The following is a 25029-nucleotide window of genomic DNA, read 5'->3' on the forward strand; positions in this document are numbered from 1 at the left end:
GGGCCCCGGCCTTCGCCGGGGCGCACGGAGAGCGGCGCCACCGCGATCGCTGACATTAGGCCCGCCACAGCACCGCTGTCACCGGTGTCAGCCGAAACGCCCCTTGCGGCCTGCACACCGCTCCGCTCTAGTGCGATCACGCATTGTTACAGGCCGCCTCCCCAGCCGGTCTGCGCTGGAGATCCGCATGACCCACCATGACCGCGCCGGCCTGTCAGTGGCCGCCGAACTGGCGAGCTTCATCGAGGACGATGTCCTGCCGGGGCTCGGGATCGGGGCGGACGGGTTCTGGACCGGCGTGGCGGAGGTGTTCGCGCGATTCACCCCGGAGAACCGCAAACTGCTGAAGCGCCGGGACGACCTGCAGGCGCGGATCGACAGCTGGTATCGAGACCGCAAGGGACAGGCGCACGAACCGGCAGGGACCGAGAGCTTCCTGCGCGACATCGGCTATCTGGTCGACGAACCGGCGCCCTTCTCGGTGACGACGGAACGGGTCGACGACGAACTGGCGCGGCTGGCGGGGCCGCAGCTGGTGGTGCCGATCCTCAATGCGCGCTTCCTGCTGAACGCGGCCAATGCGCGGTGGGGCAGCCTCTACGATGCCCTCTACGGTACCGACGCGCTGGGCGATCTGCCGCCGGCCGGGCCGTATGATGCGGCGCGCGGAGCGCGGGTCGTGTCGCGGGCCAGGGCCTTCCTCGACGATGCGGTTCCGCTGGAAACGGGATCGCATTCGCAGGTGACGGGCTGGTCGGTGGCGGCCGGCAGGTTGAAGCCGGGGCTGAGGGATCCGGCTCAGTTCGTGGGCTATCTGGGCGAGCCGTCGGCGCCGTCCTCGATCTTGCTGGTCAACAACGGGCTGCACGTCGAGCTGGTCATCGACCGGTCCAGCGCGATCGGTGGGAGCGATCCTGCGGGGTTGTCGGACGTGGTGCTGGAGAGCGCCCTCTCGACCATCTGCGACCTCGAGGACTCGGTCGCGGCGGTGGATGCCGAGGACAAGACCGCCGCCTACCGCAACTGGCTGGGGCTGATGCGGGGCGACCTGTCGGCCAGCTTCCAGAAGGGCGGAGAGACGCTGGAGCGGCGGCTGGAACCGGACCGCACCTTCACCGCGCCGGGCGGAGGGGCGGTGACGCTCAAGGGCCGGTCGCTGCTGTTCGTCCGCAACGTCGGCCATCTGATGACCAATCCGGCGATCCGCCTGCCGGACGGGACCGAGGCGCCGGAAGGGATTCTCGACGCCATCGTGACGTCGCTGATCGCGATGTACGACCTGAAGGGCATCGGCGCCTTTACCAACTCCGGCGCGGGGTCGGTCTATATCGTCAAGCCGAAGATGCACGGGCCGGACGAGGCGGCGTTCACGAACAAGCTGTTCGATGCGGTCGAGGACCTGCTGGGTGTGGCGCGGCATACGATCAAGGTCGGGGTGATGGATGAGGAGCGGCGGACCTCGGCCAATCTGGCCGCCTGTATCCATGCGGTGAAGGACCGGATCGTCTTCATCAACACGGGCTTCCTGGACCGCACCGGCGACGAGATCCACACGGCGATGCAGGCCGGGCCGGTGGTGCGAAAAGCCGACATCAAGAGTTCGAAATGGATCGCCGCCTATGAGGCGCGCAACGTCGCCATCGGCCTGTCTTGCGGTCTTTCGGGCCGGGCCCAGATCGGCAAGGGGATGTGGGCCGCGCCCGACCGGATGGCGGACATGCTGGAGCAGAAGATCGGCCACCCACGGACCGGAGCCAACACGGCCTGGACGCCCTCGCCGACAGCCGCGACCCTGCACGCGCTGCACTATCACGCGGTCGATGTGTTCGCGGTGCAGAAGGACGTGGCGGGGCGGCCGACACCGGGGCTTGAGCATCTGCTGACCCCGCCGTTGGCGAATGGGGCCAACTGGTCGGAGCAGGAGGTCGCTGATGAGCTGGACAACAACGCCCAGGGCATCCTCGGCTACGTGGTGCGCTGGATCGACCAGGGGGTGGGGTGTTCCAAGGTGCCAGACATCCACGATGTCGGGCTGATGGAGGACCGGGCGACGCTGCGGATCAGTTCGCAGCATATCGCCAACTGGCTGCTGCACGGGGTGTGCACAGCGGCTCAGGTCGATGCCGCCTTCCTGCGGATGGCGGCCAGGGTGGATGCCCAGAACGCGGGCGATCCCCTGTACCGGGCGATGGCGCCGGACCCCGATGGGTCGCTGGCGTACGAGGCGGCGCGGGCCCTGGTGTTCGAGGGGGTGGAGCAGCCGAACGGCTATACCGAGCCGTTGCTGCATGCGTATCGGCTCAGGGTGAAGGCGGGCTGATACGGCCTTGTCTCTGCCCCGATCGCGGCGGAAGCTGATCGTCTAGAGAGGAAAGCATGATCCGTGACCGATCCATCATCTGCGCTGTCGCCGGAGCGATCCTCATGACCGGCTGCGCCGCGCCGCCGGCTTCGTCGGAGCCGCAGGGGCGGGTGCTGGCGGTGGATCAGGTCGCCGGCTTTTGGTCCCTGCGCGGGCCCGACGGCGCGCGCTGCCAGGTGTCGCTGGCCAACCTCGTGATCGACGGCGTCCGGCCGGTGCTGGCCGAGAACTGCGGCATACCCGCGGCGACGCGGGCGAAGAGCTGGCGCGCGACGGCGAATGGGTTCGAGATGCTGGCCGCTGACGGATCGGTAGCGATGGCCTTCCATCGCACCGGCGAGGACGCCTTTGCGGCGACCTCGGGCGGCTTCACGCTCAGCCGGGCGCCGATGTCCTGAGCCGAATGCGGCCTCTGCCCGATTCGTCAGAATTCTGCATAGCCGTGCTGGTCGAAATCGCCGGAACATGGCGACCTCGGCATGGTCGAAATCACCGCGAACTCGTCGATCGGCGGTCGGCCCTGCATTTCCGGCAAACCGTGACTCAATCGTAACTTGCCGAGCCCCCGACCGGCGTGACAAGGTCGCTTGACTGTCAGGGGGCTGCTCATGCTTACGATCAAGAATCTCGTCCACGTTTACGGCAACGGGACACGGGCGCTCGATGATGTGTCGCTGAGCGTGCCCAACGGCATGTTCGGCCTGCTGGGTCCCAACGGCGCGGGCAAATCGACGCTGATGCGGTCGATCGCGACGTTGCAGACGCCCACCTCCGGCTCGATCGACTTCGACGGCATCGATGTGATCAAGGACCCGGAAAAGCTGCGCCGCACCCTGGGCTATCTGCCCCAGGATTTCGGCGTCTATCCGCGCGTTTCGGCCTACGACATGCTGGATCACATGGCGGTGCTGAAGGGCATCGCCTCGGGCAAGGACCGCAAGGAGACGGTCGAGACCCTGCTGCAACAGACCAATCTGTGGTCGGTGCGCAAGAAGGCCTTGGCCGGCTTCTCCGGCGGCATGCGCCAGCGCTTCGGCATCGCCCAGGCCCTGATCGGCAATCCGAAACTGATCATCGTCGACGAGCCGACGGCGGGTCTGGACCCCGAAGAGCGTAACCGCTTCCTGAACCTCCTGGCCGAGATTGCGGACAATGTGGTCATCATCCTGTCGACCCACATCGTCGAGGACGTGGCCGACCTGTGCCCGCGCATGGCGGTGCTGGCGGGCGGCAAGATCCAGCTGGAAGGCGCGCCCGCCCACCTGATGGAACAGCTGAACGGCCGGGTCTGGAAGAAGACCATCGACAAGGAGGCGCTGGAGGAAAACCGCGCCAGACACGAGGTCATCTCGACGCGCCTGTTCGCCGGCAAGACCGTGATCCACGTCCTGGCCGACCGTCGTCCGGGCGAAGGCTTCGAGCCCGTGCCGGGCGGGCTGGAGGATGTCTATTTCTCGACCCTGTCAGCCTCGCGCAAGGTCGCGGCGTAAGACCATGTTCGGGAAAATCGCCGCCTTCGAATTCCGCTACCAGCTGCGCCAGCCGGCCTTCTGGGTCATCGCCATCATCTTCGGCCTGATGGGCTTCGGCCTTGTCGCCGCCTCGGACAACATCTCCATCGGCGCGGGCGGCAACGTCCACAAGAACGCGCCCTACGCCCTGGCCAGCATCAACGCGATCATGTCGATGTTCTTCATGCTGGCGACCACGGCGATCGTCGCCAATGTCGTGGTGCGGGACATCCAGACGGGCTTCGGGCCCATGGTCCAGTCCACCCGGATCACGAAGTTCGACTACCTCTATGGGCGGTTCACGGGCGCCTTCCTGGCGACGGCCTTGTGCTTCGCGGTCATCTCGCTGGGCGTCATCGCGGGCACGATCGCACCCTGGGTCGACAAGGAGACGATCGGCGCCTTCCGGCCATGGGACTACCTCTACAACTACCTCGTGCTGGGCCTTCCGGGCGTGTTCCTGACCTCGGCCCTGTTCTTCGCCCTGGCGACCGTGACCCGGTCGATGATGGCGACCTATGTCGGCGTGGTGGCGGTCTTCATCCTCTACCTGGCGGCGTCGGGGGTTCTGGGAAACAAGCCCGAGCTTGAGACGGCGATGGCATGGGGCGAGCCCTTCGGCGCCGCAGCCTTCGGCCTGGCGACCAAATACTGGACGTCCGCCGAGCGGAACACGCTGAACATCCCGCTGGAGGGAATCTTCCTGTGGAACCGACTGTTGTGGCTGGGTATCAGCGCGGGAATCCTCGCGGTCGCCTACGCCCTGTATCGCCCGGCCATTCGCGGGGCCAAGGAGGGCAAGACCGACAAGCTGCGCAAGATGGCCGAGACCGCTGCGCCCGCCTTGACGCCGAACCGCCCGCTGCCCACGCCGACCGAGGGCTTCGCCGCCGGCTGGACGCGGCTGGCCTCGCGCACGGCGTTCGAAATGAGCCTGGTGTTCAAGAGCCCGGCCTATTTCGTCCTGATCCTGCTGGGCTTCGCCTTCGCGGTCACGACTCTGTTGTTCCTCGGCGAGATCTACGGCGCGCCCGTCCTGCTGGTGACGCGCGTAGTCATCGACGGCCTGCCGTTCGGTTTGATCGCGATGATCGTGGCCATCTACTATTCCGGCGAGCTGGTCTGGCGTGATCGCGAGCGCAAGGTGCACGAGATCATCGACGCCTCGTCGACGCCTGACTGGACCTTCCTGCTGCCCAAGACCCTGGCGCTGATCCTGGTGCTGGCCTCGATCTCGATCGCGGGCGTCGTGGCCGGCGTCGCGGTGCAGACCTTCAAGGGCTACACTGACTACGAGTTCGACAAATACCTGATGTGGTACGTCGTGCCGCAGACGATCAACTTCGCCCTGCTGGCGGTGCTCGCCATCTTTGTGCAGTCGCTGTCACCCAACAAGTTCGTCGGCTGGGCGATCATGGTGGTCTACATGATCTCCACCATCGTGGCGTCCAACATGGGCTTCGACCATGTGCTGTACCGCTACGGTTCGGGCGTCGGTCAGCCTCTGTCCGACATGAACGGCCGGGGCGACTACGCCGGCTTTGCCGCCTGGTTGGACGCCTACTGGACGATGGCCGCCATCATTCTGCTGACCCTCGGCTATGTCCTGTGGCGGCGGGGGACCGAGACCCGCTTTATGCCGCGGCTGAAGCGTCTTCCGCACCGGCTGATGGGGCCTGCGGGCGTCGTCGGCGGCCTGGCCCTGGTCGCCTTCATCGGCTTGGGCGTCTTCATCTACGTCAACACCAATGTCTGGAACGAGTATCGCAGCCAGGGCCAGCAGGAGAAGCTGCAGGCCGAGTACGAGAAGACCCTGCTGCGTTTCGAGACCACGCCCCAGCCCACGCTGGTCGACGTGAAACTGAACCTCGACCTGCACCCGCGCACCCCGCGCCTTGAGACGACCGGAACCTATGTGGTCGAGAACCGCACCGGCGCGCCGCTGTCGGAAATGCACATGCGCTGGAACGACGAACTGGAGATGAAGGCGCTGACGGTCCAGGGCGCGCGAATGGTGCGCGAGTGGCCCGAGTTCGACTATCGCATCTACCGTTTCGACACGCCGATGGCCCCCGGCGAACGGCGTACGGTGTCGTTCGACACCGTGCTGGAACAGCGCGGTTTCAAGAACAGCGGCAATACGACTCGGATCGTCGACAACGGGACCTTCGTGAACAACATGGAGTTCGCGCCGATGATCGGCATGGATCGCTCCATCGGCCTGCTTCAGGACCGCTCGAAGCGCCGCAAGAACGGTCTTCCGCCAGAACTGCGTCCCGCCAAGCTCGAGGACCTGACGGCGACGGGCCGCAACTATATCGGCGCCGACTGGGTCACGGCCGACGTCACCGTCACCACCGACGCCGACCAGACTCCGCTGGCGCCAGGCCAGGTGCGCAGCGACACGACGGCCAATGGTCGCCGCACGATGCGGTTCGTGACCGAGAGCCCCGTGCTCTATTTCCTGTCGGTCCAGTCGGCCCGCTACGAGATCGCGCGCCAGATGCACAACGGCGTGGAGATGGTCGTCTTCCATGACGCGCAGCACGGCCGTAACGTGCCCCGAATGATGACGGCGCTGGAAAACGCGCTGGACTATTTCCAGACGAACTTCTCGCCCTACCAGTTCCGTCAGGCGCGCATCAGCGAGTTCCCTTACGGCTCGTTCGCCCAGTCGATGCCGAACACCTTCGCCTGGTCCGAGAACCTCGGCTTCATCGCCGACCTGCGGGACGACACCAAGATCGACTACGTCACCTACATCGGAGCGCACGAGTTCGCGCACCAGTGGTGGGCGCACCAGGTGGTCGGGGCGAACATGCAGGGCGCGACCCTGATGTCCGAAACCCTGGCCCAGTATTCGGCCCTGATGGTGATGCGGGAGATGTACGGACCCGACAAGATCCGCCGGTTCCTGAAGTTCGAGCTGGACCGCTACCTGCGCTCGCGCGGGACCGAGCTGATCGAGGAGCTGCCGCTGAACCGGATGGAGAACCAACAGTACATCCACTACCGCAAGGGCGCGGTGGTCATGTACCTGCTGGCCGACCAGATCGGCGAGGCGAATGTGAATCGGGCGCTGTCCCAGTTTCTGGCCGCCCACGCCTTCAAGTCCGCGCCCTATCCGCGCTCGGTCGACCTGATCAACCTGATCCGGGCCAATGCCCCGGCCGACAAACAGGCCCTGATTACCGACCTGTTCGAGAAGATCACCCTGTACGACGTGAAGACCACGGCGACGACAGCCACCGAACGCCGTGATGGACGCTGGGATGTGACGGTCACGGTCGAGGCGCGCAAACTTTACGCCGACGGCAAGGGCGTGGAGACGGAATCGCCGCTGAACGAGACCTTCGACATCGGCCTGTTCTCGGCCGAACCGGGCAAGGGCGAGTTCGACGCCAGCAACGTGCTGCTGTTCGAGCGGCGGCCGCTGAGGGGCGGGGTGCAGACGTTCCGGTTCACGACGGCAACGAAGCCGACCTTCGCGGGGGCAGATCCGTACAACAAGTGGATCGACCGGAACTCCGACGACAACGTGCGGAAGGTGGATTAGGGCGCGGTTCCCTCTCCCGGCGGGAGAGGGACGCTCAGTGAATGCTCTCGCCGTGTTCGGAGTAGTCGAGCCCCTCGACCTCGCCGTCCTTGGTCGGGCGCAGGCCGGTTGAGAACTTGCACACCATCAGGACCGCGAAGGTGCCGACCGCGCTCCAGGCGATGACGGCGGCGAGGCCGACGATCTGTTTCACCACGTCCGCGCCTTCGGCTGCGCCGTTGATAGCCGTGGTGGCGAAGACGCCGGTCAGGATGGCGCCGACGATACCGCCGACCCCGTGGATGCCGAACGCGTCGAGGCTGTCGTCGTATTTCAGGGCGTGCTTCAGCCAGACCGCGCCGGCGTAGCAGGCCGGGCCGCCGATCAGGCCGATCAGGAAGGCGCCCTTGGGATCGACGAAGCCGGCCGCGGGCGTGATGGCGACCAGGCCCCCGACGATGCCGGAGAGAAGTCCCAGAAGCGTAGGACGCTTCTTCTCGATCCACTCGATCACCATCCAGCCGAGGGCGGCGGCGGCGGGGGCGATGAGGGTGTTGAGGGCGGCGACGGCGGCGATGCCGTCGGCGGCCCAGGCGGACCCCGAGTTGAAGCCCAGCCAGCCCACGAACAGCAGGCCCGTGCCGATGGCGGTGTAGGCGAGATTGGCGGGCGCCATATTGTCCCGTCCGAAACCATAGCGCGGACCGAGGACGAGAGCGCAGACGAGGCCCGCGACACCCGCATTGACGTGCACCACGGCGCCGCCTGCGAAGTCGAGCACGCCCCACGAGCCGAGGTAGCCCCCGCCCCAGACCTGATGGCAGATCGGCGCATAGACGATCAGATGCCACAGGCCGAAGAACAGCAGGGACGCCGAGAACTTCATCCGCTCGGCGAAGGCCCCGGCGATCAGGGCCGGGGTGATGATGGCGAAAGTCAGCTGGTAGGCGATCCACAGGTATTCGGGCAGAGCAGGCGCCAGGCTGTGCGCCGTGTTGATCCGCACCCCGTCGAGGAAGACCGCCTGAAGCCCTCCGATGAAGCCGTTGGTCGCCGGGCCTGAGGTCCCGAACGACAGGCTGTAGCCGGCGATGAACCACAGGATGGTCACCACCATCAGCGCCGCCGTCGATGAGGCGATGGTGGCGATGATGTTCTTCCTGCGCACCATGCCGCCGTAGAACAGCGCCAGCCCGGGCAGGGTCATCATCAGCACGAAGGCCGTCGAGACGAGGATCCAGGCGGTCGCCGCGCCGTCGATGACGAGCGGCGCCTGATGGGCGAGGAGGGCGGGCGCGGCGGCGAGTGTCATCGGCGGGGAGGCCTCTGGAACGTCAGGGAAGACGGATCATGCTGGGACCGCTTCGCCATGGTCAAGCTTGCGCTCGGCCTCGGCGACCGGGATCGGGACGATGCGGACGAACCGCTTCAGGCTGTCCGACCAGGCCGAGAGCAGACGACGCGCCAGGGGCGATCCAGTCGCCGCCAGATGAGCCTCGATCAGGGCTTTCAGCCGCTCGCCCGCCGCCCGGGTGACGGGAGCGAAGGCCGCGAGATCGCCGTTGAGGGCGAGACCCGTCCGGCCCGCCTCGTCGAGGACGAACAGTTCGCCACCCGACATGCCGGCGGCCAGGTTCCAGCCGACGGGGCCCAGGATCGCGACGCGGCCGCCGGTCATGTATTCGCAGGCGTGGGCGCCGGCGCCCTCGACCACGGCCTCGGCGCCGGAGTTGCGGACCGCGAACCGCTCGCCCGCCGAACCGGCGACGAACAGGCGGCCTGAGGTGGCGCCGTAGAGCGTCGTGTTGCCGATGGCGGGCTGGTGCTCGCGCCACTCGATCGGCTTGACCACTATGTCGGCGCCGGACAGGCCCTTGCCGACATAGTCGTTAGCCTCGCCGGTCAGCACGAGTTTCAGACCTTTGGCCGCGAAGGCGCCGAAGGATTGCCCGGCCGAACCCTGCAGCTTCAGGGTCAGGACGCCGGTCGGTCCAGTCGGACCCCATCGACGCACGATGGCCGAGGACACGCCCGCGCCGATGGTGCGCATGACGTTGGAGATCGGATAGGTCAGCTCCGATGTCTGGCCGCGATCGAGGAAGGCCCAGGCGTCGTTGAGCACGCGGGCGTCCAGGGTCGGCGGAACCTCGGCACGGCCCTTCTCGGCCCAGGTCTTCTTCTCGGCGGCCTCGACGCGGACCAGGAGCGGGTTGAGGTCGAGGTCGTCCAGGTGAGCGCCGCCGCGACGGACCTGTCGCAGCAGGTCGGTGCGGCCGACAATCTCGTCGATCGAGCGGGCACCCAGCATGGCCAGGTATTCGCGGACTTCTTCGGCGATGAAGCTGAACAGGTTGACGACCTTGTCGGCCGTGCCAGTGAACTTCTCGCGCAGACGCGGGTCCTGCGAACAGACCCCCACCGGGCAGGTGTTGGAGTGGCACTGGCGCACCATTAGACAGCCCATGGCGATCAGGCTGGCCGTGCCGATGTTGAACTCCTCGGCGCCCAGGATGGCGGCGATGACGATGTCCCGGCCGGTGCGCATTCCGCCGTCGGCGCGGACCACGACGTGGCTGCGCAGGTTGTTGAGGCTGAGGACCTGATGGGTTTCCGCCAGGCCGATCTCCCACGGCAGGCCGGCGTGCTTTATCGACGACTGGGGCGAGGCCCCGGTGCCGCCGTTGTGGCCCGCAATCAGGATACAGTCGGCCTTCGCCTTGGCGACACCGGAGGCGATGGCGCCGATGCCCGAGGCGGAGACCAGTTTGACCGTCACCCGGGCGTCCGGGTTGATCGACTTCAGGTCGTAGATGAGCTGGGCCAGATCCTCGATCGAATAGATGTCGTGGTGTGGCGGCGGGCTGATCAGGGTCGTGCCGACGGTCGAATGGCGCATCCGGGCGATGAATTCGGTGACCTTGAAGCCGGGCAGCTGGCCGCCCTCGCCGGGCTTGGCGCCCTGGGCGATCTTGATCTCGATCTCGCGGCACTGGTTCAGGTATTCGGCGGTGACGCCGAACCGGCCCGACGCGACCTGTTTGACCGCCGAGTTCATGTTGTCGCCGTCCGGGCGGGTGGCGTAGCGGTCCGGATCCTCGCCGCCCTCGCCCGAGACAGAGCGGGCGCCGATACGGTTCATGGCGACGTTGAGCACCCCATGCGCCTCGGGCGACAGGGCGCCGAGCGACATGCCGGGGGTCAGGAAACGCTTCCTGATGTCGGAGACGGATTCGACCTCATAGACCGGGACGGGCTTCAGGCCTTCGCGCCAGTCGAGGAGGTCGCGGGGGGCGAGGTCCGGCTGGTCGCGGACGGCCTCTGAGTATTGCTTGAAGCGCTTGTAGTCGCCGCGATTGCAGGCGTCCTGCAGCAGGTGGATCGTCTTCGCATCGTGCGCGTGAGCTTCCTGGCCTGCGCGGATGCGGAAGAAGCCGCCGACGGCGGGGGAGGGGGTGGCCTCTGTCCAGGCCTGGGCATGGCGTTGCAACGCGGCCCGTTCCAGGCCGGCCAGGCCGATGCCGGAGATGCGCGAGGGGGCGCCCGGGAAGAACTCGGCCGTGACGGCGCGGGACAGTCCCAGGACCTCGAACTCGCAGCCGCCGCGATAGGCTGAGATGACGCTGATGCCCTTGCGCGCCAGCGTCTTCATGAGACCGGCCTCCAGCGCGGCCTTGTAGTTCAGGCAGGCGTCGCGGAGGGAGAGGCCCGGCCAGGCGCCGCGATCCAGACGCTCCTGGAACATCTCCTGCGCCAGCCACGGATTGATGGCCGTGGCGCCGACGCCGACAAGGACGGCGAACCCGTGCGGGTCCAGAACCTCGGACGAGCGGACGACGATGGAGACGAAGCTGCGCAGGCCGGTGTCGGTCAGGCGGCCATGCGCCCCGGCGGTGGCCAGGATCATCGGCACTGACAGGCTGGACTCGGACGCGCGCTCGTCGGTCAGGACGACAAGGCTGGAGCCGTGACGGACGGCGGCTTCGACCTCGTCCTTGATGCGGTCCAGCGCGGCGCGCAGGCCGCCGCCCGGGCGCGCATCGGCCTCGGGGAGGGGATAGGAGCAGTCGATCACCACCGTCGATCCGGCGCCGACGACGTCGAGCATCCGCTCGTACATGCCGGTCGTCAGGACCGGGCTGTCGAGCACGAAGACATTCGTCTGGGCCTCTTCCGCAGCGAGGATGTTGCCGAGGTTCTTGAACCGGGTCTTCAGGCTCATCGCGCCCGCTTCACGCAGGGGGTCGATCGGCGGGTTGGTGACCTGGGAGAAGTTCTGGCGGAAGTAATGCGCCAGCGGCCGGGGCAGGGCGGAGAGCACCGCGGGGGGCGTGTCGTCGCCCATGGAACCGACCGCTTCCTTGCCGTCCTTGATCATCGGATCGAGCAGCAGGTCGAGGTCTTCGCGGCTGAAGCCGGCGGCGATCTGGCGGCGGGTCAGGGCCTCGCCGGTGGCGGCGCGCGGCTCGGGTCCGGGGCCGATGATCGGCTCCAGATCGACCATGTTCTCCAGCCATTCCGTATAGGGATGATCGGCGGCGAGAGCGTCGATGGTCTCGATCTCGTCGAGCAGGACGCCGTTCTGGAGGTCGGCGACGATCATGCGGCCCGGGCCGATCGGCAGGCGGCGCTTGATGCGGCTTTCCGGCAGACCGGCAAGGCCCGCCTCGGAGCCCGCCAGCAGCAGGCCGTCATGGGTCTCCATGGCGCGCAGGGGACGAAGGCCGTTGCGGTCCTTGCCGCAGACGATCCATCGGCCGTCGGTGGCGCAGATGGCGGCGGGGCCGTCCCACGGCTCCATCACCGCGTTGCAGTAGGCGTAGAGGGCGCGGTGCTCGGCTTTCATCAGGCCCTCGTCGCGGGCCCAGGCCTCGGGGATCAGCAGGGCCTTGGCCATGGGGGCGGGACGGCCGGCGCGGACCAGGACCTCGAACACGTTGTCGAGGGCGGCGGAGTCGGAGCCGCCCGGCTGGACAACGGGCTTCACGTCGCCATCCCTGTCGCCGAAGGCCTGGGCCGTCATGCGAATCTCGTGCGACCGCATCCAGTTCAGGTTGCCCTTCAGCGTGTTGATCTCGCCATTGTGGGCCAGCATGCGGAACGGCTGGGCCAGCCGCCATTCGGGAAAGGTGTTGGTCGAATAGCGCTGGTGGAAGATGGCGTAGGCGGCCTGGAAGGTCGGATCCAGCAGGTCGGGATAGAGCTGGTCCAGCAGCTCGGCGCGGACCATCCCCTTGTAGATCAGAGACCGGGCCGACAGGGAGCAGATGTAGAATCCGGGCACGCTTTCGGCGATCACCGCGCTCTCGATGCGGCGGCGGACCAGATAGAGTTCGCGCTCCAGCGCCTCGCCGTCGTCCGTCAGATCGGCGGGGACGGCCAGCATGATCTGTTCGATTTCGGGCCGGGTTGCATCGGCCTTGGAGCCGACCACGCTGAGATCGATCGGCGTCTGGCGCCAGCCGTAGATGGTGAAACCGGCGCGCAGGACCTCGGTCTCGACGATGGCGCGGGCACGGTCCTGGGCGCCGAGGTCGGTGCGCGGCAGGAAGATCTGGCCGATGGCGATGGGGCCGGGCTTGAGCGTCTGGCCGATGACGCGAACCTGTTCGGCGAAGAAGGCCTGGGGCGCCTCGACCATCAGGCCGGCGCCGTCTCCGGACAGACCGTCGGGATCGACCGCGCCCCGGTGGGCGACGTTCTTCAGCGACTTGATGGCCAATTCGACCACCTCGCGGCGCGGCTTGCCGTCGATCGCGGCGACGAGGCCGACGCCGCAGGCGTCCTTCTCCGACGACGGCTCGTAGGCGTGGGCGTCGATCAGGCGCTGTCGGTCTTCTTGATACTTGGTCAGCCAGGTCATGCGTACTCTCCGCTCATCCCCGAGAAGGCGGGGACCCAGTGCTTTTGTGAGGCACGGGCGGTTGGGATGGGGGTCAGCGGGCACGCGAAAATACGAGCCCGCCCAAAGGACTGGGTCCCCGCCTTCGCGGGGATGCACGGAGATTGACGTGTCACGCCGCGACCTCCGCCGTCCGGGTACGCAGGTAACGGTCGATCTCGGCGGCAGCGTCCTGACCATCGCGAACGGCCCAGACGACGAGCGATGCGCCACGGACGGCGTCCCCCGCCGCATAGACGCCGGGCAGGCTGGTGGCGAAGCCGGACCGGGCGGTGGCCACCGTGTTCCATTCGGTCAGGCTGAGGTCGTCGTGATGGGCGGCGAATTTCTCCGGCTCGAAGCCCAGCGCCTCGATGACGAGGTCGGCCTTCAGGTCGAAGTCGGCGCCCGGCACCGGCACGATCTCGCGGCGCTTGCCGAACTCGGGTTCCGACAGTGCCATGCGCGCGGCGCGGACAGCGGACACCGAGCCGTCACGCGACATCAGGGCCTTGGGCGCGCCCAGCCACTCGAAGCGGATACCCTCTTCCTCGGCGTTGAGAACCTCGCGGGCCGAGCCGGGCATGTTCTCGCGGTCGCGACGGTACAGGCAGGTGACGCTCTCGGCCCCCTGGCGGATTGCGGTCCGGACGCAGTCCATGGCCGTGTCGCCGCCGCCGATGACGACGACGTTGCGACCCCGGGCGTGATGGCCGGTGTCGTCGTCGGCCTCGCCCAGGTCGCGGCGGTTCTGGTGGATCAGGAACTCGAGCGCTGGGAGGGTGTCGCCCGGACCCGCGCCGGGCACCTGCAGCGCGCGGGCCTGATAGACGCCCATGGCCAGCAGGACGGCGTCGTGGCGCTCGCGCAACTCGGCAAGGGTAATGTCGGTCCCGACATCGCAGTGGGTGACGAAGGTCACGCCGCCGTCGATCAGGCGATCGATGCGGCGCTGGACGACGCGTTTCTCCAGCTTGAAGCCGGGGATGCCGTATGTCAGCAGGCCGCCGGGGCGGTCGTGGCGGTCGTAGACGGTGACCTGATAGCCCTGTTCGCGCAGCCGGTCGGCGGCGGCCATGCCGGCGGGGCCGGCGCCGACGATGGCGACAGACTGGGCTCGCTCATGCAGAGGACGGATCGGCTCGACCCAGCCGTTGTCGAAGGCGGTGTCGCCGATGAAGGCCTCGACCGAGCCGATGGTCACGGCTTCCCAGCCGGACTGGTTCAGGGTGCAGGAGCCCTCGCACAACCGGTCCTGCGGACAGATGCGGCCGCAGATCTCGGGCATGGTCGAGGTGGCCGAGGCGATACGCCAAGCTTCGCGCATCTCGTCCTCGGCGGACAGGCCCAGCCAGTCGGGGATGTTGTTCTGCAACGGGCAGGCGGTCTGGCAGAAGGGCACGCCGCAGTCGGTGCAGCGGCCGGCCTGGATCTCGACGTTCTCGGTGGTCGGCTTGACGATGATCTCGCCGAAATCCTGCACGCGCACGGCCGCCTCCGCCTTGGGCAGGCGGCGCGGTTGGACGACGAACCCTTGCGGTCCGGATGGGCCTTTCTGTTGCATGGCAACATATAAGGCGAGACAGGGCTGTCAGCGCAAATGATTTCCCCGATCTGGGGTCAACTCATCCGTCATGCGCATGAAATATGCGCGCAATTGCGAGTGGCTCGCGGATTTCACCCTCCCCGGTCAGGGAGGGTGGTCGAAGCGAATCGGAGACCGGGTGGGGGCGGCAAGGCAAATCATCACAGGCCGGTATCTGCATCGCCGGTTGTTCCCACCCCGCCCCTTCGCGACGACCCTCCCCCGATGGGGAGGGAGAGTCTTTTGGCAGGTCTCAGCTCTGGTCCCAGCCGCCCGCCAGAGCCTTGAACAGGGCGATCTGGTAGGTGGTCACGAGAGCGTCCGACTGGGCCAGGGTCGCGTCCTCTGCGGCTTCCGTCCGCTGGGCGTCCAGGACGGTCAGGAAGCTGTCGGCGCCGGCGTCGAAGCGCAGGCGGGCCAGACGGGCGGCATTGGTGGCCTGGTCCCGCGCCTCGGTCAGGGCCGCGCGGCGGTCCAGTTCGTTGGCGTAGTTGGTCAGGGCCGTCTCGGTCTCCTGCAGGGCCAGCAGCACCGTCTGGTCGAAGGTCGCCAGGGCCGCGTCGGTGCGGGCGTCGGCGGCTTCGATCCGGGCGCGGGCGGCCTGGATGTTGGGGAAGCTCCAGCTGATCAGCGGGCCGAACGAGAAGCGATACGACGTGTCGTCACTGAGATCGCCGGCCTCCAGCGCGGTCGAGCCGATCGACCCGCCGAGCGAGATGGTCGGGAAAAGAGAGGCTGTGGCGACATTGACCCGTGCAGCGGCGCCGACGAGGGCGCGCTCCGCCTGGCGGACGTCGGGACGACGGGCCAGAAGGGCCGCGCCGTCGCCGACCGGGATCGGCTGTGAAAGCTGCGGCGGACGTTGGCATGACCGGGCGGCCTGGGAAGCTTCGGCCGGCGCGACGCCGGTCAGGGTGGCGAGGCGATAGAGGGCGCCGTCGCGCTGGGCCCGCAAAGTCGGCAACTGCGCGCGGGTCGAGGCCAGCAGGGACCGGGCGCGGGCGGTGTCGAGGCCTGTGCCGGCGCCGCCCTCCAACAGGCGCTGGGTCAGGTCGGCCGTGTTCCGCTGCAGGCCGAGGGTGCGTTCGGCGACTGCGATCTGGGCGTTGGCGGAACAGGTGTCGGCATAGGCGCGGGCGGTCTCGGCCGCGACCGTGACGCGGATCACGTCGAGTACCGCGGCCTGGGCCTCGGCGTCGGCATTCGCGGCGCGGATGGTCGAGGCGACGCGACCGAACAGGTCGATCTCGTAGGAGGCGTCGAGGCCGACGGCATAAATATCGACCTCCGGCGCTTGCTGACCAGCGGGGAGGCCGGGCGTGGTCGCGGCCGAGGCGCGGCCGCGGGTCGCGGACGCCGAGGTGTTGGTCGTCGGGAACAGACCCGAGCGGGCTTCCGACAGGCTCGCCCGGACGGCGCGCAGATTGGCGACGGCGGCTTCCAACTCGTTGTTCTGTGCGAAGGCCTGTTCGATCAAGCCGTCCAGCGTCGGGTCCGCATAGAGCCGCCACCAGTCGCTGCGGGCCTCCGCCGTCGAGGTCGCGACGCTGGCGGACCCGAGCGGCGAGCTTACGAAGGCGCCCGACGCGAGAGGGGGGAGAGGGGCGTCGGGCGCCTTCGGTCCGACCGCGCAGGCCGCCAACAGGGCGGCAGCGGCGCATGCGGTCAGGATGGGGGTGAGGCGGGAAGTCATACGCCGTCTCCCGTGCGGGGCGCGTTGAGCGCTGGCGTGGGCTGGTTGTGGATGGCGTCGTCTGAGGGCGAGGCCGTCGTCGGGGTCGCGCTGGGTGCTGGAGGGCGCTGCGGAATCTTCGCGGCCAGGCCCCGGCAGATCACATAGAAGACCGGCGTGAACAGCAGGCCGAAGACGGTCACCCCGATCATGCCGAAGAACACCGCCGCTCCGAGGGAGCGACGCATCTCGGCACCGGCGCCCTCCGACAACACCAGGGGCAGAACCCCCAGAATAAAGGCGAACGACGTCATCAGGATCGGACGAAGACGGGTCTTGGCGGCCGCGACGGCGGCGTCCCAGCGGTCCAGGCCGTGCTCGTCCTCGTTCTGCTTGGCGAACTCGACGATCAGGATGGCGTTCTTGGCCGCCAGCGCGATCAGCACCACCAGTCCGACCTGGACCAGGATGTTGTTGTCGAGTCCGAGGGCGTTCACCCCCAGCATGGCCGCCAGCAGACACATCGGCACGATCAGGATCACGGCCAGCGGAAGCGTGAAGGCCTCGTACTGGGCGGCGAGCACCAGGAAGACCAGAAGCACCGCGACCACGAAGATGATCGTCGCGCCGCCGGAAGCCGTCTTCTCCTGCAGGGCCAGACCGGTCCATTCGTAGGAGAAGCCCGGCGGCAAGGTGGTCGCCGCCATGGTCTCCATGATGCCCAGAGCAGAACCGGACGAGACGCCCGGCGCGCCCTGACCCTGCAGCTCGGCTGCGGGGAACAGGTTGTAGCGCACGATCCGGGACGGCCCCGCGCTCTCGCGGAAGGCGGCGACCGAACCCAGGGGCACCATGGCGCCCGAGGCCGAACGAACCTTCAGATTGGCAATGTCGGCCATGTCGTCGCGATAGGCCGGCTCCGCCTGCGCCGTGACCCGGAAGGTGCGGCCCAGCATGTTGAAGTCGTTGACGTAGGATGAGCCTAGATAGATCCCCATCGTGTTGAACACGTCGGAGGGCTGGACCCCCATCATCAGGGCGCGATCGCGATCCACGTCGGCTTCGACGCGCGGCGAGGCGGTGTTGTAGGTCGAGAAGACCTGCTGAACCTCGGTCGGCGCCTGGGCCGCGGCGCCCATCATGGCGAAGGTCGCGCCCTCGAGCGCGCCATAGCCGGCGCCCGACCTGTCCTGGATCATCATCGCGAAACCGTTGCCAGTGCCCAGGCCCTGGATGGACGGCGGGGCGATGACGAAGATGTTCGCGTTCTGGATCCCCTGGGCCGCGCCGGTGATCGCGCCGGCGAGGGCTGCGGCGGTCGTCTCCCGCGTCGTCCGGTCGTGGAAATCGTTCAGACGGACGAAGATGGTCGCGGCATTGGAGCCGAACGAGAAGCTTGTGCCGTCCAGGCCGGAGAAGGCCACGGTGCCGTCGACGCCCTCGGTATTCTCGATGATCTCGCGGGCGCTGGTCATCACCGCATTGGTGCGTTCCAGCGAGGAGCCGGCTGGCAGCTGGATCACGCCGATCAGGAAGCCCTGGTCCTGGTCCGGGATGAAGCCCGACGGGGTGTCGATCAGCCGCCAGGCGGTGAGGCCGAGCAGGCCGACATAGACGACCAGAACAACAGCGACCGTGCGTACCAGGCGAGCGGTCAGACGGCCGTACTTTTGCGCCAGCCAGTCGAAGCCCTCGTTGAATTTCCGACCCGCCCAACCGCCATAGTAGCGGGCCTTTCCCAGGACGGTCGTCGGACGGGCCGCATGCTCGTCGTGCTCCTCGTGCGGCTTCAGCAACAGGGCGGCCATGGCCGGGGACAGGGTCAGGGAGACGAACAGCGACGTCACCGAGGCGGCCGCGATGGTCACGGCGAACTGGCGGTAGAAGATGCCCGGAATCCCGGGCACGAACATGGTCGGAACGAACACCGCGACCAGCACCAGGCCGATGGCGATCAGGGCGCCCGACACCTCCTGCATGGACTTGTAGGCGGCGTCCTTGGGCGACAGGCCCTCGCGAATGTAGCGTTCCACGTTCTCAACCACGACGATGGCGTCATCGACCACGATCCCGACCGCGAGCACCAGGGCCAGCAGCGACAGGGAGTTGATCGAATAGCCGAGCGCCAGCTGGACCGCGAAGGTGGCGACCAGGGCGATCGGGATGGCCACGATTGGGATGATCGCGGCGCGCCACGACTGCAGGAAGATCAGCACGACGAGTACGACCAGGATGATCGCCTCGATAAGGGTGTGCTGCACCGACTCGACCGAGGCGGCGACGAACTCCGTCGGGTTGTACGGAATGCCGATGTCGAGACCTTCCGGGGCGTCGGCCTTTATGCGTTCGATCTCGGCCGTCACACGTTCGGCGGTGCCCAAGGCGTTGGCGCCCGGCTGCTGAACGATGGCGATGCCGACGCCGCGCTGGCCGTCGAAATAGCCCTGGATGCCGTAATCCTGAGCGCCGAGTTCGACGCGGGCGACGTCGCGAACCCGGGTGACCCTGCCTTCGGCGTCGGTCTTGATGACGATCTCGGCGAACTCGTCCGGGTTGGACAGACGGCCCTGGACCTGGATCGGCTGCTGGAAGGCCGAGGCGTTGGTGGCGAATGGCGGCTGGCCGATGGAGCCGGCGGCGGCCTGGATGTTCTGGCCGCGCAGGGCTCCGACGATATCGGTTGCGTTCAGGCTGCGGGCGGCGGCCTTGGCCGGGTCGATCCAGACGCGCATCGAATAGTTGCCGCCGCCGAAGACGGTAACGTTGCCGACGCCCTCGATGCGCAACAGCCGGTCGCGCAGGGTCGAGTTGGCGTAGTTGCCGACATAGTCGTTGTTCAGGACATTCCCGGGCGAGGTCAGGCCCAGGATCATCAGGAAGCCGGATTCCTGCTTGTTCACGATCACGCCGACCTGGCGCACGGCCTCGGGCAGGCGGGGCTCGGCCAGGGCGACGCGGTTCTGGACCAGCACCTGGGCCGAATCGAGATCCGTGCCGGGCTGGAAGGTTACGGTGATCGCCACCGCGCCGTCGGAGGTCGAGGACGAGGAGAGGTAGAGCATCCCCTCGACGCCGTTCACCTCCTGCTCGATCGGGGCGGCCACAGTCTCGGCCAGGGTCTCGGCCGAGGCTCCCGCGTAGGCGGTGTTGATGGTGACGGTGGGGGGCGCGATCTCCGGATACTGCGCGAGCGGTAGCAGCGGATAGGCGAAGATCCCGACCAGGGTGATGAACACTGACAGGACGGCCGCGAAGATCGGTCTGTCGATGAAGAAGCGAGAGATGTTCATGCGTCTGGCCTCAGTCGCCGACGATGACGGATTGCGTCAGGGCGCCGGCGGGGGTGCCGGTCGCCGCTGGCGGCGCATAGGTGGTCGGGACGGATTCCGGGCGTGGCTGGCGCGCGATGCGGCCGTTGGTGGGGGCCACCTTCATGCCTGGCATGGCGCGCTGCAGACCATCGATGATGATCCGGTCTGTCGGACGGAGGCCCGAACGAATGACGCGCAGGCCATCGACCAGCGGGCCGAGCTGGACCGGGGTCGGGGTGACCGAACCGTCGGCGGCGACGACCGAGACGACGCGGCGGGCCTGATCCGTGCCGATGGCCGAATCCGGCACCAGCAGGGCGTCATAGGCGCCAGCGCCGGCGACGCGGGCCTGGGCGAACATGCCCGGTTTCAGGAAGCCGTCGCCGTTCGGAATGACTGCGCGCAGGCGGATGGTGCCGGAGGCGGCGTCGACCGCGTTGTCGGTGAAGTCGAGCGTGCCTGTGCGGGTGAAGTCGCTCTCGTCCTGCAGTCGGATGCGGACCGGCGCGGAGCGGCCGGCGCGGGCGTCGCGCTGATACTTCAGCAACAGGGCTTCGGACCCCTCGAAGACGAAGTAGATCGGCGAGGAGGAGACAATGGTGGTCAGGACGTCAGCAGCGGACGATCCGCCGGCGATGACGTTGCCCGGATCGACGCGACGGTCCGACACTCGGCCCGAGGCCGGAGCGGTGACGCGGGTGAACTCGAGCTCCAGCTGGCGCGCGCGGACGGAGGCCTGGGCGGAGGCGACGGAGGCCTCGGCGGTCTGGACGGCGCCCTTGTTGGTGTCGCCCTCGGCCTGGCTGACGGCCTGGCTGGCCAGCAGGCCTTCCGAGCGGGCCAGGTTGGTGCGGGCAAGCGTCAGCTGCGCCTGGGCCTGGTTGAGGGCGGCGCGGGCCGAGGCCAGCTGGGCCTGGGCCGGACGCTGATCGAGGGTGAACAGCAGCTGGCCTCGCTGGATATAGGCGCCGTCGCGGAAATGCACGGCCTGGATGAAGCCGCCGACGCGCGCCCGGACCTCGACGGACGAGGTGGCCTCGAAGCGACCGGTGAAGTCGTCCCAGTCGACGACGCGTTCAGCCAGCGGCACGGCCACCGTGACGGGCGCGGCCGGCGGCGGACCCTGCGCCTCCGAACGTTGTGAACAGCCGTAAAGCGCGCCCGTCGCAAGGACGGACACGGCGATGATCTTCAGCCTGCGCATGCGCGCAATCTCCCTTGAGGGGCAAATTCCCTGTCGGGCGCAACCGGTATCACGGGGGAGGAGCTCCCGGTCATCGCCTGATGACTTACTTGTGTCCATCGGCTGCTCTTGTCAACAGCCGATGACATAGCCATACCTTTCCTACGGTTATTGGAGATCACATTGAGTTTCGCTGTTTGCCATCGACCCCGGAACGCAGCGGCCACCCGCAGCGCTATCCTCGACGCGGCCAGCAAACGGTTCACGGCCGAGAGTTATGATCAGGTGGGGATGCGAGACATCGCCAAGGATGTCGGTGTCGATCCCGCCCTGATCTCCCGCTATTTCGGCTCCAAGGAAGAGCTGTTCCGGGCCGTGCTCGACGACTGCGACGGTAAGGACCTGATGGAGGGCGACCGCTCGACCTTTGGCGAACGGATGGCCGACGACCTGGTCTATGGCCCGGCCAAGGACGATGACCTCGCGTGGCTGCTGATCATGCTGAAGTCAGCCGGCTCGCCCAAGGCGGCTGAGATAGTTCAGCAGTTGTCGACGGAGTGTTTCTACCAGCCGCTCACAGAGTGGCTCGGCGGCAAGGACGCGCCGATCCGGGCCCGCATCCTGGCCGGTATCCTGATGGGCGTAGCCGTGGGCCGCGATCTGTCCGGCGGCATGAAGCTGTCGGCCGACGAATGCGAACGCATGAAGGCGCGCCTCGCCCCCATGTTGCAGGAATTGGTGGATGGCTGACTCCGTCTCTCGTCCGGTTAGTGCCGGCCGATTGGGATAGGAGCAGCGCGCGCGGCGTTTCGACCCGCAACCGCTGTGCATGCGGTGGATTTCACCCGACGCGTTTTAGTCGGCGGTTATAATTACCTGTTGGATATCCAGACGAGCAGATATTGGAAGTTTATTCCAAAAGCGGGTTGTGCGGCGCAGCGATTTCTGGCTCTATGTCCTGGTAATGAGGAGTTGGTCGTGAGCCACGAGACCCGTCACACCCCGATCCGCCACACGGCCCGCGCCGTAGCAGCGACGCGCCCTGTGGTCACGCCCGCCGCCCTCACCACCCTTATTGTCAGCGTACTCCTTGGCCTGCTCTCCGGAGCGGCGTGGATGCAACTGACCTGAACCCAAGCAAAATCAGGATCGACGCAGCCACCCGCTCCCGAAAGGAAGCGGGTTTTTTGTTGCGCCGATCCGGGACCCTTCTCGGAACGCCTCAAGACCATGACGCAAGATTTCACTCCGGAAGATACGGCCCCGTCGCCACAGCGACGGAGCGCCGTCGTGACCGCAGGAGCCAACCGCGCCGCGGCCCGCAGCTATCTGCGGGCCGCCGGCATGGACGACGCCGATTTCGAGAAGCCGATGATCGCGGTGGTCAACACCTGGTCGTCTGTGACGCCATGCAACATGCACCTGGACCGGCTCGCGAAAGACGTCCGCGCCGGGATCATCGCGGCCGGCGGCTTCCCGATCGACTTCAACACCATCGTCGTCGCCGACGGCATCTCCATGGGCACCCCGGGCATGAAGGCCTCGCTGATCTCCCGCGAGGTCGTGGCCGACTCGATCGAACTGGCGGTCCAGGGGCATCAGCTGGACGGCGTCGTCTGCATCGTCGGTTGTGACAAGACGATCCCGGCGGCCGCCATGGCCCTGGCCCGGATGGATATCCCGGGTCTGGTCTACTACGGCGGAACGATCATGCCGGGCGTCATCGGCGGCAAGGAGATCTCCATCCAGGAGGTGTTCGAAGCCATCGGCGCGCACGGCGCCGGGACTATCGACGACGAGCAATTGAAGTTGGTCGAGCGGGCGGCCTGCCCGGGGGCCGGCGCCTGTGGCGGCCAGTTCACCGCCAACACCATGGCCATGGCCCTGTCGGTCATGGGGTTGTCTCCCATGGGAGCGAACGACGTCCCGGCCGTTGATCCGATGAAGGGCGCCCAGGGTCATCGCTGCGGCGAACTGATCGTCGAGCGCGTCTTCGCCGGCGATACGGCGCGCAAATACATCACCCGCGCCTCGCTGAAGAACGCGGCCGCCGCCGTCTCCGCCTCGGGCGGGTCGACCAATGCGGTGCTGCACCTGACCGCCATCGCCATCGAGGCGGGAATCGAGTTCGGCGTCGAGGACTGCAACACGGCCTGCGAGGACACGCCGGTCATCTGCGACCTGAAGCCGGGCGGCCGGTTCCTGGCCTCGCATCTGTACGCCTCCGGCGGCACCCGACTGGTGACACAGCGGCTGGCCGAGGCCGGCAAGATCGTCAATGCGCCCACCGTCTCGGGCCGCAGCCTCTTCGCCGAGGCTGCTGAAGCGGAAGAGACCCCGGGCCAGAAGGTGGTCTCGACGGTCGCCGAGCCTTTCAGCCCGCGCGGCTCCTATGCCGTGATCTATGGCGACATCGCCCCGGACGGCGCCGTCATCAAGCTGACCGGACACAAGGTGGACCGGTTCGAGGGCCCCGCCTGCGTGTTCGATTCCGAGGAGGATGCCTTCCACGCCGTGCAGGACGGTTCGGTCGGCGAGGGCGACGTCATCGTCATCCGCTACGAAGGTCCGCAAGGCGGCCCCGGCATGCGCGAGATGCTGCAGGTCACTGCCGCCCTGAAAGGGCGCGGCATCCATAACGTGGCCCTGATCACCGACGGCCGGTTCTCGGGCGCGTCCTATGGTTTCGTCGCCGGGCATGTGTCGCCTGAAGCTGCGGCGGGCGGGCCGATCGGCCTGATCCGCGACGGCGACCGCATCACCATCGACGTCACCGCGCGCCGCATCGATGTCGCCGCCGACCTGGCCGCGCGGCGGACCGGCCATGTCGCGCCGCCGCTGAACGTGGCGACCGGCGTCTTCGCCAAGTACCGCGCCTCAGTGGCCTCCGCCGCCCAGGGCGCCGTCACCATTCCCAACCCGCCGCCGGCTCAAGTCCGCGCGGACCAACGACAGACGCAGGAAGCCTGAGCCATGGAAATCTATACCAACGACGACATCCGTCCAGGCGTCATCGCCGGTCAGCGCATCGCCGTCATCGGCTATGGCTCCCAGGGCCGCGCCCATGCGCAGAACCTGAAGGAGTCTGGCCACGACGTCGTCGCCGGCGTCCGTCACGGTGGCAAGGGCTGGAAGAACGCCACCGCCGATGGCATCGCCACGGCCGAGCCTTCGGAGGCCGTGAAGGGGGCGGACATCATCGCCATCCTGACGCCCGACATGGCCCAGGCCGAGATCTACAAGACGGTCATCGAGCCCAATGCGAAGAAGGGCGTGGCCATCCTGTTCGCTCACGGCTTCTCGATCCTGTACGGCCGCGTCACGCCGCGTAAGGACATGGACGTCATCCTGGTCGCGCCCAAGGGGCCGGGCGATCTGGTCCGTCGCGAGTACGCGCGCGGACGCGGCGTTCCCGCCCTGTTCGCCGTCGAGCAGGACGCGACCGGCAAGGCCCGCGACCGGGCCATGGGCTATGCGAAAGGGATCGGCGGCGCGACCGGCGGCCTGCTGGAGACCTCCTTCAAGGAAGAGACCGAGACCGATCTGTTCGGCGAACAGGCCGTCCTGTGCGGCGGGGCCAAGGAACTGGTCATGAGCGGGTTCACCACCCTGGTCGAAGCCGGCTACCAGCCCGAGATCGCCTATTTCGAATGCATGCACGAGCTGAAGCTGATCGTGGACCTGTTCTACGAGGGCGGCATCAGCAAGATGAACGAGTTCATCTCCGAGACCGCCAAATGGGGTTCGGTCGTCAGTGGCCCGCGCGTCATCAACGCCGAGACCCGCGCCCGGATGAAAGAGATCCTGACCGAGATCCAGGACGGGACCTTCGCCCGCGAATGGATCGCCGAGAACGAAGCCGGCAAGGGCGCCTATGACGCCCTGGTCAAGGCCGACAGCGAGCATCTGATCGAGTCGGTCGGGGCCGGTCTGCGCGAGCGGATGGCCTGGCTGCACGCGCCCAAGACCGCCGAAGCCGCATAGTCGAACCG

Annotated in this window: 13 protein-coding genes; 7 read left to right on the forward strand and 6 right to left on the reverse strand. The window is 67.5% G+C overall.

The features are described from left to right. Positions 1–187: 187 nt before the first annotated feature. The 4 genes from ACP7AZ_RS07120 to ACP7AZ_RS07135 all read left to right on the forward strand — a co-directional run bounded on the left by ACP7AZ_RS07120 (position 188) and on the right by ACP7AZ_RS07135 (position 7429). Positions 188–2320 (forward strand): malate synthase G, encoded by a 2133-nt coding sequence (locus tag ACP7AZ_RS07120; RefSeq protein WP_426037452.1) that lies wholly within the window; start codon positions 188–190, stop codon positions 2318–2320. A 56-nt stretch (positions 2321–2376) separates the two neighbouring features. Next, positions 2377–2760 carry an AprI/Inh family metalloprotease inhibitor gene (locus ACP7AZ_RS07125; RefSeq protein ID WP_426037454.1) on the forward strand — a complete coding sequence of 128 codons (384 nt, stop codon included), beginning with the start codon at positions 2377–2379 and terminating at the stop codon, positions 2758–2760. Between the two features lie 210 nt (positions 2761–2970). Then, entirely contained in the window at positions 2971–3852 is an 882-nt protein-coding gene (locus ACP7AZ_RS07130; RefSeq protein ID WP_426037456.1) for an ABC transporter ATP-binding protein, read from the forward strand. A gap of 4 nt (positions 3853–3856) precedes the next feature. Beyond that, positions 3857–7429 (forward strand): M1 family aminopeptidase, encoded by a 3573-nt coding sequence (locus tag ACP7AZ_RS07135; RefSeq protein ID WP_426037458.1) that lies wholly within the window; start codon positions 3857–3859, stop codon positions 7427–7429. A 34-nt stretch (positions 7430–7463) separates the two neighbouring features. On the opposite strand, the gene ACP7AZ_RS07140 is transcribed toward ACP7AZ_RS07135, so the two are convergent. The 6 genes from ACP7AZ_RS07140 to ACP7AZ_RS07165 all read right to left on the reverse strand — a co-directional run bounded on the left by ACP7AZ_RS07140 (position 7464) and on the right by ACP7AZ_RS07165 (position 21058). Further along, positions 7464–8720, reverse strand: coding sequence for an ammonium transporter (locus tag ACP7AZ_RS07140; protein ID WP_426037460.1), 1257 nt, complete (start codon positions 8718–8720; stop codon positions 7464–7466). 36 nt (positions 8721–8756) lie between these two features. Further along, positions 8757–13268 carry a glutamate synthase large subunit gene (gene gltB, locus ACP7AZ_RS07145; protein WP_426037462.1) on the reverse strand — a complete coding sequence of 1504 codons (4512 nt, stop codon included), beginning with the start codon at positions 13266–13268 and terminating at the stop codon, positions 8757–8759. Between the two features lie 151 nt (positions 13269–13419). Next, positions 13420–14850 carry an NAD(P)-dependent oxidoreductase gene (locus ACP7AZ_RS07150; RefSeq protein ID WP_426037464.1) on the reverse strand — a complete coding sequence of 477 codons (1431 nt, stop codon included), beginning with the start codon at positions 14848–14850 and terminating at the stop codon, positions 13420–13422. A 274-nt stretch (positions 14851–15124) separates the two neighbouring features. Next, positions 15125–16564 carry an efflux transporter outer membrane subunit gene (locus tag ACP7AZ_RS07155; RefSeq protein WP_426037466.1) on the reverse strand — a complete coding sequence of 480 codons (1440 nt, stop codon included), beginning with the start codon at positions 16562–16564 and terminating at the stop codon, positions 15125–15127. Next, positions 16561–19833, reverse strand: a complete 3273-nt coding sequence (locus ACP7AZ_RS07160) for an efflux RND transporter permease subunit (RefSeq protein ID WP_426037468.1) — start codon at positions 19831–19833, stop codon at positions 16561–16563. The genes ACP7AZ_RS07155 and ACP7AZ_RS07160 overlap by 4 nt, the downstream gene beginning before the upstream one ends. A gap of 10 nt (positions 19834–19843) precedes the next feature. Further along, positions 19844–21058, reverse strand: coding sequence for an efflux RND transporter periplasmic adaptor subunit (locus ACP7AZ_RS07165; protein WP_426037470.1), 1215 nt, complete (start codon positions 21056–21058; stop codon positions 19844–19846). Between the two features lie 162 nt (positions 21059–21220). On the opposite strand from ACP7AZ_RS07165, the gene ACP7AZ_RS07170 reads away from it, so the two are divergent. The 3 genes from ACP7AZ_RS07170 to ilvC all read left to right on the forward strand — a co-directional run bounded on the left by ACP7AZ_RS07170 (position 21221) and on the right by ilvC (position 25021). Then, positions 21221–21787 (forward strand): TetR/AcrR family transcriptional regulator, encoded by a 567-nt coding sequence (locus ACP7AZ_RS07170; protein ID WP_426037472.1) that lies wholly within the window; start codon positions 21221–21223, stop codon positions 21785–21787. A 480-nt stretch (positions 21788–22267) separates the two neighbouring features. After that, positions 22268–24007, forward strand: a complete 1740-nt coding sequence (locus ACP7AZ_RS07175; RefSeq protein WP_426037474.1) for a dihydroxy-acid dehydratase — start codon at positions 22268–22270, stop codon at positions 24005–24007. 3 nt (positions 24008–24010) lie between these two features. Beyond that, entirely contained in the window at positions 24011–25021 is a 1011-nt protein-coding gene (gene ilvC, locus ACP7AZ_RS07180; RefSeq protein ID WP_426037476.1) for a ketol-acid reductoisomerase, read from the forward strand. The last annotated feature ends 8 nt before the right edge of the window (positions 25022–25029 follow it).

The organism is Brevundimonas sp. DC300-4, from assembly GCF_049897365.1.
Taxonomy (GTDB): Bacteria; Pseudomonadota; Alphaproteobacteria; order Caulobacterales; family Caulobacteraceae; genus Brevundimonas.

Coding starts and splice junctions, on each gene's coding strand:
- ACP7AZ_RS07150 (WP_426037464.1), bottom strand. CDS start 14,850: ATGCAACAGAAAGGCCCATCCGGACCGCAAGGGTTCGTCGTCCAACCG.
- ACP7AZ_RS07125 (WP_426037454.1), top strand. CDS start 2,377: ATGATCCGTGACCGATCCATCATCTGCGCTGTCGCCGGAGCGATCCTC.
- ACP7AZ_RS07130 (WP_426037456.1), top strand. CDS start 2,971: ATGCTTACGATCAAGAATCTCGTCCACGTTTACGGCAACGGGACACGG.
- ACP7AZ_RS07140 (WP_426037460.1), bottom strand. CDS start 8,720: ATGACACTCGCCGCCGCGCCCGCCCTCCTCGCCCATCAGGCGCCGCTC.
- gltB (WP_426037462.1), bottom strand. CDS start 13,268: ATGACCTGGCTGACCAAGTATCAAGAAGACCGACAGCGCCTGATCGAC.
- ACP7AZ_RS07135 (WP_426037458.1), top strand. CDS start 3,857: ATGTTCGGGAAAATCGCCGCCTTCGAATTCCGCTACCAGCTGCGCCAG.
- ACP7AZ_RS07120 (WP_426037452.1), top strand. CDS start 188: ATGACCCACCATGACCGCGCCGGCCTGTCAGTGGCCGCCGAACTGGCG.
- ilvC (WP_426037476.1), top strand. CDS start 24,011: ATGGAAATCTATACCAACGACGACATCCGTCCAGGCGTCATCGCCGGT.
- ACP7AZ_RS07175 (WP_426037474.1), top strand. CDS start 22,268: ATGACGCAAGATTTCACTCCGGAAGATACGGCCCCGTCGCCACAGCGA.
- ACP7AZ_RS07160 (WP_426037468.1), bottom strand. CDS start 19,833: ATGAACATCTCTCGCTTCTTCATCGACAGACCGATCTTCGCGGCCGTC.
- ACP7AZ_RS07165 (WP_426037470.1), bottom strand. CDS start 21,058: ATGCGCAGGCTGAAGATCATCGCCGTGTCCGTCCTTGCGACGGGCGCG.
- ACP7AZ_RS07155 (WP_426037466.1), bottom strand. CDS start 16,564: ATGACTTCCCGCCTCACCCCCATCCTGACCGCATGCGCCGCTGCCGCC.